We start from the raw sequence: 13,600 nt of genomic DNA, 5'->3' as shown, positions 1-13,600 counted from the left end.
CGCGGCGCGGGTTCACGGGCGCTTCCGCGATTTGCCGAAGCGCTCCTCGAAGCGTTCGCCGACGCCCTTCGGCAGGAGCGTGCGCGGCGTCGCGACCTGCGCGGGATTGCCTTCGAGCAGGCGCGGATCGGTTTCGATGCGCACTTCGCTCTTCGCCAGGTCGAGCACGAAGCGGTCGCCCGCGGATTTGCCGGGAACGGTCACGCCGAATTTCGGCGATTCCATCCGCGCGTTGCCGACGAGAAATCCGATCTGCTTTTTCGGGAAAATTTCGAGCAGGTCGCCGCTCGCCGTCGCGTCCCCGCGCGTCACGCGCACGTCGCGGCGGCAGAAAAGCGCCTCGGGCTCGAACGGCGAATCCGCGTCGGCGCGGCGCGCCTCCGCCTCGAGTTCTTCGCCCGCGCAGACGCCGTCCGCCGTCTCCAGCGAGACGTTCCCGCGCAGCCAGAAGCGCAGGCGCCGCCCGGCGTCGTCCGCGATCGCCTCGAGCGCGTCCCCGCGCGCGACGATCGTTCCCGCGTCGCGCGCCGTCCGCTTCTTCGCGGCGTCGGAGCCGGGCAGCGGGAGCGTCAGCGCGTCGGCGGAACGCGTGCGCGGCAGCTCGACGCGCGGGCGCGAATCGGCGATTCCGTCCGCGCCGTCTTCGGGAAGCACGACGATCTTCATCGCTCCGCCGGGCGAGGCGGCGGCGTCCGTTTCGTTCCATTCCTCGACGACGACGTCGTTGAAGATCAGCGCCTTGCCGCCGGAAATCTCCGTCTCGCCCTTGCGCAAGCGGACGTTCCCGAACGCCTCGATTTTCCTGACGGCGTCGAGCTCGCCGTTTCCGCCGGCGCTTTTGCGTCCGCGCGTTCCCGCGGCGTTCTTCGCTTTCGTCTTTTCGACGTCGCAGAAGGCGACGAGCCGCGCGCACGCGCCTTCGAGTTCGCGCGAAGGCGAACGCAGCGTCACGTCGCCTTCGAGCGCGAAGACGGCGAATTTTTCCGGCGCGGCGGCGTCGGGCTCGACTTCGAGAAATTCTCCGCTCAGCGTCGTTTCCGCGGCGCCGTTCCCGCCGTCGCCGAGCGTCGCCGTCACGCGCGAGGCCGCGTCCGCCTCGTCGCGGAAGACTTCGACGCGCTTCGCGTCGTGAAAGATTTCGCAGCGGTGGCCGGCGAGCGCGAAACGCTGCGCGGGAACGCTCACGCGCGGTGCGCCCGTCAGCGTCGTCCTGCCGTCGCCGGGGAGAATGCGCGCTTCGCCGCAGTCGATTTTGCGGCCGTCCTGCATCGCCTTCACGTTCCCGCGGGCGCGGATTTCGCGGACGGCGGCGAGGCGCTCGCGTCCTTCGACTTCGCGGCGCGCGCGCACGTCGAGCTCGTCGCAGCGCAGGCGCACGGTCCTGTCGTTCACGCGGACGTTCTCCTCGAACAGAATGCGCGTCTCGGTCTCGTCGTCGAGCAGGACGGAAAGTTTTTTGCCCGTGAACTTCGCGCGGTCGCGGGCGCCGGTTCTGCGGTTTTCCAGCGACGCGGTCTCGACGGCGACGGGAACGCCCGGCGCGCCCGTCACGACGATTTTTTCGAGCAGGAGCTTTTTGCCGTCTTCGCGCATGAAGCCGACCGCCTCGTCGCCGCGGACTTCGAGCGCCGCGCTCCGGTCGTCGAACACGACGTTCCCGCGCACGCGGAAGCTGTTCGAGTCCGGAGTGAAGTCGACGGCGTCGCCGCGGACTTCGCGCGCGCCGCTGCGGATGCGGGCGTTCCCGACGCCGGAGATTTTTTCGATGCGCTTCAGCGCGTCCGCCTCGGAGGCGTCGCCGTCGCCGGTCTTCGCGGACGCACGCGCGGCGGAGGCGTCCTCGATCTGCGAGGCGTCGGCGGGAACGACGATTTCGAGCACGTCGCAGAAAGTCTTCGTCTCGCCCTGCACGACGATCGTCGGGCGGTTTTTGACGCCGCGGAAGGTGAGCACGGTCTCCTCGTCGCGCAGCGCGATGTGCAGCGACGCGGACGTGACGGTGATTTCCCGCGCGGGCTTTTCGGCGTCGTAGAGCTTGACGACGACTTCGTCGCGCACGGCGATCGCGTTGGCGTCGTCCTTGCGGTCGCACTGCCAGAACCAGCCTTTGCCGGAGACGGAAAAGCGCCCCTGGGCGTCGCTCACGGAGACGCGGGCGTCGCTTTCCGCGCGGCGTTCGACCGGCGAGAACACCGCGGTCGGGCTCGATACGGTCACGCTCGCGCGGCCGTCGGCGAAGGTCTGCACCGTCAGCTCGCGCACGTCCCAGACGCCGTTCTTGAGCGGGTCCTTGCCGGCGGGAGCGCTGTCGCGGCGGAGCTCGGCGCGCTCGGCGTCGATCGCCCATTTCAACGCGTCGTCCTTTTTGCCGTAGCCGGCGAGCGTGAGGTTCTCGACGAACTTCACGTCGATGCGGTTTTCGGCGGAACTTTCCGCGGGAACGCCGCACGTGAGCAGAGCGGCGAGAGCGAAAGGCGCGAATCGGAAATTTCGGAAAATCATGGCGGCGGAAACGTCAGAAAAAGGAAACGACATGCCCCTGCGCGAGCTTGACCGCGAAGACGGCGAGATTTTTGGCGAGGTGCGCCGCGAACGGCGCCAGAAGCGACGCGTGCGGGTTCAGCCGGAAGAAACGGACGAAGTAGAACCACAGCGAACCCGCGAAGAGGAACGCCGTCGTGAAGAACGCCTTGCCCGTGAAGTGCGGCGAAAAGCCCTCCGCGACGCGCGCGAACAGCGAGGCGTCTTCCCCCGCGGCGTCCCAGTCGAAGCTCCACAGATACGGATGCACGAGCGCGAAGAGCGCCGAAAACGCGACGACGGAAAGCCATTTCGCCGCCGCGCCGCGCGACTCGACGACGAGAAAGCCGCGGAACACGAACTCTTCCGCAAACGCCGCGGCGACGAACGCGGGCAGCATGCACCACGAGACGTCCGTCTGCTCGTCCGCGATGCCGAGCCGGATTTCGCCGTACGTTTCCGCGGCGAGCAGCGCGAGCGTTCCCGCGACGGCGACGACGATCGCCGACGCCGGACAGGGCGCCGCGCCCGGCAGGCCTTTCCCGATCTGCTCCGGATCCGCCCGCGCCTCGAGCAGGTCGCGCCCCCACATGCGGATGAACCACAGGACGACGAAAAGATAGAAGAACGCTCCGAAGGGATCTTGCGGCATGGCGGGAACGGGCGGCGGCGCTCAGCGGCGCCCGGCGCTTTCTCCGGCGATTTGTATGGCGGAAAAACCCGCGTCGCGCGCGGTCTCCGCCAGATCGAAGAGCACCTGAATGCTCGTGTTCTTGTCCATGCGCGCCAGCAGCACGCCGCGCTCGCCCGGCTTCAGCCGGGGCGCGGGCGGGAGCGCCGCGTCCACGCTACGGAAAATCCGCCCGTCGAAGATGAACATCGATTCGTTGCGCACCGTGATGATGGACGTCGTGATCTTCCCGTCCGGCGCGCCCGAGAGCACGGGCAGCGCGAAGCCTTCCGCCCGCGCGGGAGCTTCCGCCGCGTTCCCGCCGTCGCCCGAGAGATCCACCGTCAGCCCCGGTGCAAAGACGTATTTCGACGTCATCGCGAACAGAAAAAACGCGACGAGCAGCACGCTCGCGAGCGGAACGACGCCGATGCGGGAATCCGGGTCGCGCAAGCGCTCGCGGAGATTGAACGGACTGCTGAGCTTGGGCTGCATAATTACGATTCGACAACCATAAGCGCGTCCGCGCCTCCCCGCAAGAGCGGAAAGGGCGCGGGGCATCCGGAAAAAGTCGAGAAGTTGAGGAGTTGAGGAGTTGAAAAGGTAATTACTCCTCCACTCCTAAACTCCTCGACTCCCGATTCAGATTCTGCCGCCGGTGAGGGAGAGCATCTTCTCGCGCATGGCGGCGGCTTTTTCCGGGAGCTTTTCGGCGAGGTTGTCGCGCTGGCCGTCGTCCGCGCCGGAAAGGTCGTAGAGCGCGTCGCGCTCGTCGTTGCCGTTTTCGACGCCCGTCAGCCAGGCGATTTTCGCGCCCTTGTGCGCGGGAATGAAGACGTGGTCGCCTTCGCGGAACGCGAGCCGTCCCGTCGCCTCGACGACGAAATTCTCGCGCCCGGCGGTCTTGTTCGCGCCGAGCAGCACGTCGAGATGATTCTGCGAATCCGTCTCCGCGGGAACGCTCCCGCCGACGAGCGCGGCGAAGCTCGCGAAAAGGTCGAGCTGCGCCACGGGAACGTCGGAGACGCCGGGCGCGATCTTCCCCGGCCAGCTCACGACGAAGGGCACGCGCGTGCCGCCTTCGAACAGGCTGTATTTGCCGCCGCGCAGCGCGCCCGCGGGGCTGTAGTTCTTCTCCCGCGCAAGGCGCACGGCGTCGTCCGCGTAGCCGTCGTCGAGCACGGGACCGTTGTCGCTGGTGAAGACGATAATCGTGTTCTCGTCGAGCTTTTCGGCGCGGAGAAAATCGAGCAGCTCGCCGACCTGCGCGTCCGCCTCGAGCACGGCGTCGCCGCGCGGCCCGAGCCCGGACTTGCCGACGAATTTCGCGTGCGGCGCGCGCGGCACGTGCGGCTGGTGCAGCGCGTAGTAAAGGAAGAACGGCCAGCCGGATTTTTTCGCGGAGCCGATGAAGGCGTGCGCCTCGCGCGTGAACACGCCCGCCATCTCCTCGTCCACCCAGCGCGCCTTCGCGCCGCCCTTCATGAAGCCGATGCGCGAGATGCCGTTCACGATGGAATCGGCGTGCCCGTGATTCGGCGAGGGCCGCATCTTGAGCAGTTCGGGATTGGATTTTCCCGTCGGCTCGCCGGGGAAATTCTTGCGGTAGCTCACGCGGATCGGGTCGGCGGGATCGAGCCCGACGACACTCCCGTTCGAGAAATAGACGCAGGGCACGCGGTCGTTCGTCGCCGCCATGATGTAGGAATGGTCGAAGCCGATTTCGCGCGGACCGGGCGCGACGGGCCGGTTCCAGTCGGAATCGCCCTTGCCGAGCCCGAGGTGCCACTTGCCGACGGCGGCGGTCGCGTAGCCGAGGTCGCGGAACATCGTCGCGATCGTCGGCTTGTCCGTCGGAATGATGAGCGGCGAATCGCCAGGCAGAATGTTCACGCGGGAACGCCACGGATAAACGCCCGTGAGCAGCGCGTAGCGGCTCGGCGAGCTCGTGGCGGACGCGGCGTAGCCCCGGCTGAAGCGCAGACCGTTCGCCGCGAGGCGGTCGAAATTCGGCGTCCGCAGCGTCGAGCCGTAGGCGGAAACGTCGCCGTAGCCGAGGTCGTCCGCGATGAGGACGATGACGTTCGGGCGCTCCGCGGGAACGGCGGGCGTTTCGGCGAACGCGGAAGCGGCGGCGAATACGGAAAGGGCGCAGGCGAGCACGGGGGAGATTTTCATGCCGGCATTATGCCCGCTCCGCGCGCGTTCCCGCGAGAAAATTTTCGCGGCGGCGGGGACGGACTCCGGCATTCCTCTTGCGGAGCGTTCCCGCCCGCGCTACTGTTCAGCGAAAATGTTTTTCAGGAAAAAAAAGTCCCGCGGGAAGGCCGCCGTTCCTGACTGGCGCAGAACAATTCCCCAGATCGTGAAGATCGGCGACACCGGCTCGGCGAAGAAGCTCTGGTGGCGTTCGTTCCGGCGGGCCTTCGGCGTGGCGGCGTCCGCGCTCGCGATGATCCTGCTCACCGCCGTCGTCGCGGAGCGTCTCGCCAACGGCGGCGACGATTCCGGGCGGAGAATCCGCATCGCGCGGCTGAATCTGACGACGGACGGCGCGCTCGACGAAGCCTGGGTGCGCGCCTTTTCCGGCGTCGGCGAAAGCGGCGCCGACGTCAGCGTGAGCGCCCTGCGCAAGAAGCTCGAATCCTATCCGCAGATCCGCCGCGCGCGCGTTTCCCGCGACGACGGCGACGCGCTCCGCGTCGAGCTCGAGGAACGCGTCGCGCTCGCGCGTTTCCGCGACGCGGACGGCAAGATCTTCATCGTCGGCGACGACGGCGTGCTCTTCCCCGCCGAGACGCATTTCGGCACCGTCGAAGCCGAATATCCCTTCGTCGAGGACGCCGTTCCCGCGACGCTGCCGAACGGCTTTCGCACGCTCGCGGAGACGCCGCCGCTGATGGAGTTCCTCAACTTCGCCTTCCGCGAGCACCGCGCGACGCTGAAGGGCTGGGAGAGCGTTTCCGCGAAGGATCTGGCGAAATCGCCTTTCCCGGCGCGCTTCCCGCAGCCGTGGCGCCTGCTGCGCGTCCGCCCGCGCCCCGCCGCCGACGTTCCCGCGGACGGCGCGCCGCGCATCCGCATCCGCGAAATCGTCTTTTCCGCGCAGAATTTCCGCGAGGAGTTCGCGCTCTTCGATTCCGAGGACTGCGCGAAAAAGCTCCGCGGCCGCTTCGACCCCGACAGGACCTACCGCGTGGTCTTCATTTCCAACCGCAAAAACGAACGGCGCCCGATCACGGAAATGCGCCTCGTCCCGGACGAACCCGCGCCGCGCGTTCCCGCCGCGCGCGCGCGCCGCGCCGGACGCTGACCTCCCCGATGCTCACAAGAAACATGATCGCTCTCATCGATATCGGAAGCGCCGAGACCAAAGTGCTCTTCGCGCGCTTCACGCCCGCCGTCGAAATCGTCGGCGCCTTCACCGCGCCCACGGAAGGCATGGTCAAAGGCGAAATCACGGACATCCGCCGGCTCAAGGAAAGCGTGCACGACGCGCTCAACGGCGCGGAAAAACGGGCGGATCTGAAGCTGCCGCTGCGCTTCGCGTGCCTCTCGCTTTCCGGCCCCGAGCTCTCGGGAACGCAGGTCAAGGGCCTCACGAGCGTGAAGTCCGAAAACCGCACCGTCGCCGCGGCAGACGTCGAGGACGCGCGCGCGGACGCCTGGGCGCGCCGCGTCGCCGAAGGGCGCACGATCGTCCACCGCATCCGGCAGAACTTCACGCTCGACGCCCGCCCGATGAGGAATCCGGAGGGCGCCGTCGGCGCCGAGCTCGCCTGCAATCTCTGGGTCGTCGAGGCGGGAACGACGTACCTGACGGAGCTCATTCAGATTCCGAACCAGTACGGCATGCGCGTGGAGGAGATCTTCGTCGCCTCGCTCGCCGCCGCCGCCGGCGTCGCCACGGGTTCCGAGGCGGACAAGAACCGGCTCGTCATCGACATCGGCGCGGGAACGACGGACTACATCCTCTACCGCGACGGCATGGTCGTCATGAGCGGCGTCGTTCCCGTGGGCGGCCGCCACCTCACGAACGACATTTCCGAGGCGCTGCAGATTTCCGAAAAGAACGCCGAATGGACGAAGCTCCACGTCGCGCGCGCGAAGTTTTCCGACGCCGATCTGGACGCGGAATTCACGCTGCCCGGCACGGAGATTTCCGGCGAGCTCGCCGGCTTCGCCTCGCACTATTCCGTGTTCAAGGTGAAGTTCGTCACGCACCTGCGCGTGCGCGAAATCTTCGAGCTCGTCCGCAGGAAAATCGGCGAGGACACGGACGTCGGCTCCGTCCGGCTCACGGGCGGCACGTCGCTGCTTCCCGAAATCGCCGACGTCGCCGGGCAGGTCTTCGACGCGGAAGTCTTTCTCGCCGCACCGGAATTCGCCTACGCGCGGCGCGAAGAGACGCTCAACGCCGAACGCGACGGCGTGCACCCGAAGTTCAGTGTCGTCGTCGGCATGGCGGAGCTCTTCCGCCGAGCCCGCGAAGAAGCGCTGCGCCGCGCCGCGGAACAGAGCTTCTGGACGCGCCTCCGCCGCGCGCTTTTCTCGCACTGAAAACCGCCTTTCCGCCGCCCCGCGAATCCGAACCGAAAACGAAAATCATGCTCACGGAAATCGAAAACGAAACTCCTCCCGAAAACGCTCCCGCCGAGACCGACGCGCCTCCGGCGGGTCTGCCCGCGGCGGTGCTCATGGGCGTCGGCGGCGGCGGGAACGCGATCGCCGCGGAAGTCCGCGCGGACGCGTTCCCGCTCGAGCGCGTCTTCGTCGACGCGTCCGGAGCCGACCTTTCCAAAATCGCCGTCGCGGGCGCGAAAAAAATCCTGATCGGCGCGAAGGCGCTGCGCGGATTCGGCGCGGGAACGAACCCCGAACGCGGCGCGGCGGCCGCCCGCGAAAGCGAGACGGAGATCCGCGCGCTCTTCGAAAAGACGGACCTGCTCTTTCTCGTCGTCGCGCTCGGCCACGGAACCGGCAGCGGCGCCGCGCCCGCGATCGTCGAAATCGCGCGGGAGATGGGCGTCGTCGTCGTCTGCTTCGCCACGCGCCCGTATTCCGACGAAGGCGCGCTCTTCACCGGCCAGGCGGACGCCGCCGTCGAAAAGCTCCGCGCGCGCTGCAACGCCTTCGTGCTCGCGGAAAACGACGCGCTCGACGCCGCCGAAAGCCGCGAGCCCAGCGGCGCCTTTCACCGCCCCGCCGCGGCGTGGATCGCGCGCGGCGTCCGCGTCTTCGCGGAAACGCTCTTCGCCGGCAACCCGGACGCGCGGCTCGATTTCGCGACGTTCCGCAGCATCTTCCCCGTCGTCGGCGCGCGCACGCTCTTCGCCGTCGGCGAGGGCTCCGGCGCGGAGACCGCCGCGGAAAACGCGCTGGGCGAACTGCTCCGCTGCCCGCTCTCGAAGACGACCGTCGCCGCCGCGCGCTCCGACACGCTGCTGCTCCGCATCGAGGCGGGAACGCCCCCCGCCGCGAGCGTCGTGGACGACGTCGCCGGACGCGTCCAGGCGCGCTTCGGCGGCGAAGAACGCATGTTCACGAAAATCGCCGTCGTGCCCGAGCGCGGAGACTCCATCGAAATCTGCGTCATCGGCGCCGGCGAAATCCGCGCCGCGAGACGCAAGCGCGACAGCTTCGTTCCCGCGCCGAAAAAGACCGCCGCGCCCGAAGACGACGCGCCCGTCTCCGCGCCCGAAGAGACCGAGGACGCAATGCTTTTCGATCCCGACCGCGGCGTCTTTCAGGCGATGCGCAAGCGCCTCTACGAAGGCATCGATCTCGACGCGCCGACGTTCCGCCGCAAGCGCGTGAACCTGCAGAACGAAATCGACGTGCGCCGCAAGCGCCTCAGGAAGACCTGACCGCGCGCCGCCGCCGACGCCGCAACGCCGAGAAGACGAGCGCGCCCGCGCCCGCGAACAGCCCGAACGCCGAGGGTTCGGGAACGACGGCGAGAATCGTCGTGAAGGTTTCGAGCCGCCACGCGGAGTCGAGATAATCGAAGCTCACGACGCCGTCGGTCACCGTGACGCTCATGCTCTTCAGCTCCTCACCGCCGCCTTCGCTCGCGGCGACGCCTTCCAGATTCGTCGTGCAGTCGTCGGAGTCCGTGTAATACAGCGTGACGCCTCCGGCCTCGTCCGTTTCGACGCCCCAGCAGGTGAGCGCGTGCCCGACGTTCCCGCCGTTGCTTATGGCGAGCCCGATCATGCAGTCGTTTTCAAAAAGATAGGTCAGGCGTTCCGCGACGTCGGCGGTGGTCGCCTCTCCCGGAAAGTCCCAGACGCGGACGACGGCGCGCGCGGAAGAAAGCGTTCCCGCGAAATAGCCGCCGGTCGAAACCGCGCCTTCCTTCACGAAAGACGCTCCGGCCGCGACGAGTTCCGTTTCGTAATTTTTGTAGAAATACGAGCCGTCGAGCCACCACGCGAGCCCGGTTTCGATGACGCCGGGGGCGTCCGTCCAGTTTTCGCAGAAGGTCTTGTAGATTTCCAGCTGACCGCGGTCGGCGTAGGGCGCCGCGTCCCACTTGCCGTCCGGCGTTCCCGCGGGAACGCATTCGGGGCCGATGCGGTCCTGCCACCACTGGAGCATGTTGCTCGCGGTCGCCGCCCAGCACAGATCGTAGTCGCTGTTCGGATAGAGCGTCTCCGCGTTTACGACCTTGGGTTCATACGTGTAATGCGTGCCTTCGCCGTCGACGGTGATGTTGAGCGTCGCCGGCCAGTAGGCCTTGTTCACGTCGTACCAGCCGGATTCGAGCGTCACGCCCTTCGCGAAGACGATTTCGGCGCGCGCGACGAAACTTCCGCACGCGAATGCGGCGAAGACGACGGCGGCGAGGCTGAGACGTTCTTTCATGAAAACGCGGATTCTGCCTCACGTTCCCGCGTTTTGAAACGCCAAACTGCCGTCCGGAAAATAAAAAATCGCATTTTCAAAAAAAATGCTTGCGCTCGTCAGTGAAAAAGGTTTTATTGAATCTCACTTTTAAACGCGCCCGTGGTGAAATGGATATCACTAGTGACTACGGATCACTCGTTCGGGGTTCGAATCCTCGCGGGCGCGCCACTTAAAAAAACGATTTTTTGAGTGGGGCGCTAGCTCAATGGTAGAGCAGTTGCCTTTTAAGCAATTGGTTCGGGGTTCGAATCCCCGGCGCCCTACCATTAAGAAAAAGCCCGCAATCCCGCTTAAATACAGCGATTGCGGGCTTTTTCGTGGAATTTTTGAAAGGGCGGAAATTGAGACAAAAACGACAAAAACCGCCAAAATACGACAGCAAAAAACACACTTTTTTCACACAGGGCGAAAAATGCGTTCGCGCCTTTATTTAAGCGGCTTCGCGGGCGGCGAGCTTAAAAAATCCTGCAAGCGGGAAATTGCCGTTTTCGGGGGAATTTCGGGGCTTTTGAGTGTGTTTTTTGTGTGTTGAAAGTCTCTTTTTCCGCTTAAACAAAGGGATTGTTGGCGATTTTAGTGCAAAAAAAACGGGGCGCGCTTCCGACGGAAAGCGCGCCCGGCGTTCGGCGTCCGGTCCCGTCAGTCCAGGAAGGGCGTGTATTCGGGGACGACGGTCTTGATTGCCTTTTTGATTTCGTTGCGGACGGGATGACGCGCAATCTTCGCGAGGAAGTCCTTGAGCTCGCCGAGTTTTTCCGGCGGGAGCGGCTCGCACTTGAAGCGCGCGATGCGCGGGTGGCCGGACGGCTCGTAGTCCTCGCCCGTGGATTTGAGTTCCTCGAAGAGCTTTTCGCCCGGGCGCAGGCCCGTGATCTTGATTTCGATGTCGATGTCCGGACGCAGCCCGCTGAGGCGGATCAGGTGGCGCGCGACGTCGATGATCTTCACCGGCTTGCCCATGTCGAGCACGTAGATGTTGCCGTTCTTGCCGATCGTCGCCGTCTGGAGCACGAGCCCCACGGCCTCGGGAATCGTCATGAAGTAGCGCTTGATTTCGGCGGAAGTGACGGTGAGCGGGCCGCCTTTTTCGATCTGTTTTTTGAAGGTCGGAATCACGCTGCCGGAAGAGCCGAGCACGTTCCCGAAGCGCACCGCCATGAAGCGCGTCCTGTTTTCGGGCGTCCGCGCGAACGACTGCAGCATGATTTCGGCGAGACGCTTCGAGGCACCCATCGCGTTGGTCGGGTTGATCGCCTTGTCCGTGGAGATCAGCACGCACGCCTCGGCGCCGTATTTCGAGACGATTTCGAAGAGCCCGATCGAGCCGAGCGAGTTGTTCTTCAGCGCCTCGCCGGGCTGGCGTTCCATGAGCGGCACGTGCTTGTGCGCGGCGGCGTGGAAGACGATGTCGGGATGGTATTTGTCGAAGACGCCCTCCATGCGCTGCACGTCGAGAATGTCGGCGATGATCGGGACGATGCAGTCCTTGAAGCCGAGCGAAATCAGATCCTGCTCGATCTGGAACATCAGCACTTCGCACTGTTCGACGAGCAACAGGCGCGCGGGAGCGCAGCGCGCCACCTGGCGGCAGATCTCGCTGCCGATGGAACCGCCCGCGCCCGTGACGAGCACCGTCTTCCCGCAGATCATCTCCGAAATCGCCTCGTCGTTCAGATTCAGCGGCGGGCGGTCGAGCAGGTCCTGCAGATCGAAATTGCGGATCGCGGAAACGGACGCGTGCCCGAGCGAAAGCTCTTCCGTGCCGGGAACGAGCGAGACCTTCAGCCCGGCGGCGATCGCCTGTTCGCGCAGTTCGCGGACGCGCGTGATCTTCGCCGCGGGAATCGCGATGATGAGCTCCGTGAACCCGTACACGGATTTCCAGTATTCGACGTTCTCGAACCTGCCGACGATCGGCACGTCCGAAAGCGAAAAGCCCTCCTTCGCCTTTTCGTCGTCGAAGAAGACGACCGGAAGCTTGCCCAGGCTCGGGCGCGAAAGCAGCACGGAACAAAGCTCCGAGCCCGCGTCGCCCGCGCCGAAGATCGCGACGCGCGCGGCGTCGCGGCGGGAACGCCGCGTCTCGTTCTCGCTCTTCTTATGTTCCCAGAGCAGCCGCAGCGCGATGCGCAGCGCGCAGACCGCGACCGAGGCGAACACGAAGTCGATGCACACGAGCCGCCGCGAAAGCGCGGGCAGCAGATCCGCGATCGACGGCATGTACGACGCCGCAAAGAACCCCGCCGCGACGACGAACAGCGCCGTCGTGTGCCGCAGCAGCTCCTGAATCCGGAAATACCGAAGCAGCGTCGTATAGATGCCGCAGACCGCGAGCCCGACCAGCTGGACCGCCGCGATCGGGAACGCGCTCAGCAGAACCGCGGAACGCGGATAAATCGGCGTGTACGCGAGCGTGCCCTTGCCCGCGATCCACGAGGCGACTTCATTGGAAAGAAAATAGGCGAGGTAGAGCGCCGCGCCGAAAAAAAGCGTGCGCACGACGAAACGACGCGCGGGCGAATAGTTCTTTTTGAATTGTTTTCCGATCATTTGAGATGAGCGAGTTATGAGCTTCGGTTTTAACACAAAACTTCGCTTTTTTACAAGACGCAATGCGCTCCGCCGGGAAATTTCGCCCGCCGGGAAATTTATTCGGACAAAAAATTTTTCGCGCGACGCTTTTTGGGTGTTTTTGGGTTAGATAGAGAAGTTAGAGTTAGTTAGAGATGAAAGCGGGCGGGCGGTTCCGAGAGGAGCCGCCCGTCTTATTTTTGAAACCACGAATGAACACGAATTTACACGAATGTTCCGAACCCGGCGGGAACGCTGCGGGAGGGTAAGTGTCCCGCTTGCCCTGCGAAATCTCCCCGCACAAACTCCCCTTTAAGCTCTTTTTTGACACAGAGGAACGGAGAAACGAAGAAACGGAGACTCGCGGGAACGCCGCTTTTTCAAACGCGAAGAAAAACCGCGTTAGAGGGGAAGCGACATTCCTGTCGCTTGTCGAAATCCTTCCGCAGAAAGTTTTCTCCCGCAGAATTCGCAGACTTCCGCAGATTTTTTGAATCCACGGATGAACGCGGATGCGCACGGATGTTTTTTAGAGGCGACATGGCTCCACGCTTCGTTTACCTACCGCTTCTCCGAAAATCCTTCCCGAAGAAATCTCCCTTTAAGCTTTAAGCTTTTTCCGCGCCCCGGCGGGGCGAAACAAGCGTAACCCCATGCGCGACGCGAAGCGCGCGCTTGGGGGAAAACCGCACATGCGCCGCGCCTGAAAGGCGCAACCGCCCGAAGCGCTCGACGTTTTCACGGCACGCCGTTCCCGCGGGGCAGTTGCGCTTTTCAAGCGCGTGTTCTTTTGCGGACGCCGCCCCAAGCGGTGTTTCGCCGCATGGGGTTATGTTTGTTCCGCATTTCATGCGGGAACATGGGGGCGAAGGCATTCCTGCCTTCCGTCGTGAGGCGGCGCATATTTTTCCCGTTCTCCGGCGGAGCGCG

General features: G+C 65.1%; 9 protein-coding genes and 2 tRNA genes. 5 read left to right on the top strand and 6 right to left on the bottom strand.

Annotation, left to right across the window (positions count from 1 at the left end; translation table 11 throughout):
* Positions 1-12 precede the first annotated feature (12 nt).
* The 4 genes from ACQREB_RS08420 to ACQREB_RS08405 form a co-directional block, all read right to left on the bottom strand.
* Positions 13-2,502, bottom strand: a complete 2,490-nt coding sequence (locus ACQREB_RS08420; RefSeq protein WP_427767649.1) for a hypothetical protein — start codon at positions 2,500-2,502, stop codon at positions 13-15.
* 13 nt (positions 2,503-2,515) lie between these two features.
* Positions 2,516-3,172 carry a CPBP family glutamic-type intramembrane protease gene (locus ACQREB_RS08415; RefSeq protein ID WP_427767647.1) on the bottom strand — a complete coding sequence of 219 codons (657 nt, stop codon included), beginning with the start codon at positions 3,170-3,172 and terminating at the stop codon, positions 2,516-2,518.
* A gap of 21 nt (positions 3,173-3,193) precedes the next feature.
* Entirely contained in the window at positions 3,194-3,685 is a 492-nt protein-coding gene (locus tag ACQREB_RS08410; RefSeq protein WP_427767645.1) for a hypothetical protein, read from the bottom strand.
* 147 nt (positions 3,686-3,832) lie between these two features.
* The gene (locus ACQREB_RS08405; RefSeq protein WP_427767643.1) at positions 3,833-5,368 is read right to left on the bottom strand and encodes a sulfatase family protein; all 1,536 of its coding nucleotides are present in this window, start codon (positions 5,366-5,368) and stop codon (positions 3,833-3,835) included.
* Between ACQREB_RS08405 and ACQREB_RS08400 the strand changes: the two genes are divergently transcribed.
* The 3 genes from ACQREB_RS08400 to ACQREB_RS08390 are packed head-to-tail and all read left to right on the top strand — an operon-like array spanning position 5,367 to position 9,057.
* Positions 5,367-6,503: a cell division protein FtsQ/DivIB gene (locus ACQREB_RS08400; RefSeq protein ID WP_427767640.1), complete on the top strand. Its 1,137-nt coding sequence runs from the start codon at positions 5,367-5,369 to the stop codon at positions 6,501-6,503. The two genes, ACQREB_RS08405 and ACQREB_RS08400, sit on opposite strands and share 2 nt — an antisense overlap.
* Before the next feature lie 23 nt (positions 6,504-6,526).
* Entirely contained in the window at positions 6,527-7,750 is a 1,224-nt protein-coding gene (ftsA, locus tag ACQREB_RS08395; protein WP_427767637.1) for a cell division protein FtsA, read from the top strand.
* Between the two features lie 47 nt (positions 7,751-7,797).
* On the top strand, positions 7,798-9,057 hold the full coding sequence (locus ACQREB_RS08390) for a hypothetical protein (protein ID WP_427767635.1): 1,260 nt from the start codon (positions 7,798-7,800) through the stop codon (positions 9,055-9,057).
* On the opposite strand, the gene ACQREB_RS08385 is transcribed toward ACQREB_RS08390, so the two are convergent.
* Positions 9,044-10,057 (bottom strand): PEP-CTERM sorting domain-containing protein, encoded by a 1,014-nt coding sequence (locus ACQREB_RS08385; protein ID WP_427767632.1) that lies wholly within the window; start codon positions 10,055-10,057, stop codon positions 9,044-9,046. The two genes, ACQREB_RS08390 and ACQREB_RS08385, sit on opposite strands and share 14 nt — an antisense overlap.
* A gap of 135 nt (positions 10,058-10,192) precedes the next feature.
* Between ACQREB_RS08385 and ACQREB_RS08380 the strand changes: the two genes are divergently transcribed.
* Positions 10,193-10,267: transfer RNA gene (locus tag ACQREB_RS08380), tRNA-Arg, on the top strand.
* A gap of 23 nt (positions 10,268-10,290) precedes the next feature.
* Positions 10,291-10,365: transfer RNA gene (locus ACQREB_RS08375), tRNA-Lys, on the top strand.
* 373 nt (positions 10,366-10,738) lie between these two features.
* Here the strand turns inward: ACQREB_RS08375 and ACQREB_RS08370 are convergent.
* On the bottom strand, positions 10,739-12,649 hold the full coding sequence (locus tag ACQREB_RS08370; protein ID WP_427767629.1) for a polysaccharide biosynthesis protein: 1,911 nt from the start codon (positions 12,647-12,649) through the stop codon (positions 10,739-10,741).
* Positions 12,650-13,600: the final 951 nt, after the last annotated feature.

Origin of the sequence: Candidatus Spyradosoma sp. SGI.093 (assembly GCF_050314555.1) — a bacterium.
In the GTDB taxonomy this organism is placed as follows: Bacteria; Verrucomicrobiota; Verrucomicrobiia; order Opitutales; family UBA953; genus Spyradosoma.
Note: the sequence above shows the minus strand (reverse complement) of the source record. Positions and strands in the feature narration are given on the sequence as shown.

Coding starts and splice junctions, on each gene's coding strand:
- ACQREB_RS08420 (WP_427767649.1), bottom strand. CDS start 2,502: ATGATTTTCCGAAATTTCCGATTCGCGCCTTTCGCTCTCGCCGCTCTG.
- ACQREB_RS08415 (WP_427767647.1), bottom strand. CDS start 3,172: ATGCCGCAAGATCCCTTCGGAGCGTTCTTCTATCTTTTCGTCGTCCTG.
- ACQREB_RS08410 (WP_427767645.1), bottom strand. CDS start 3,685: ATGCAGCCCAAGCTCAGCAGTCCGTTCAATCTCCGCGAGCGCTTGCGC.
- ACQREB_RS08400 (WP_427767640.1), top strand. CDS start 5,367: ATGCCGGCATTATGCCCGCTCCGCGCGCGTTCCCGCGAGAAAATTTTC.
- ACQREB_RS08405 (WP_427767643.1), bottom strand. CDS start 5,368: ATGAAAATCTCCCCCGTGCTCGCCTGCGCCCTTTCCGTATTCGCCGCC.
- ftsA (WP_427767637.1), top strand. CDS start 6,527: ATGATCGCTCTCATCGATATCGGAAGCGCCGAGACCAAAGTGCTCTTC.
- ACQREB_RS08390 (WP_427767635.1), top strand. CDS start 7,798: ATGCTCACGGAAATCGAAAACGAAACTCCTCCCGAAAACGCTCCCGCC.
- ACQREB_RS08385 (WP_427767632.1), bottom strand. CDS start 10,057: ATGAAAGAACGTCTCAGCCTCGCCGCCGTCGTCTTCGCCGCATTCGCG.
- ACQREB_RS08370 (WP_427767629.1), bottom strand. CDS start 12,649: ATGATCGGAAAACAATTCAAAAAGAACTATTCGCCCGCGCGTCGTTTC.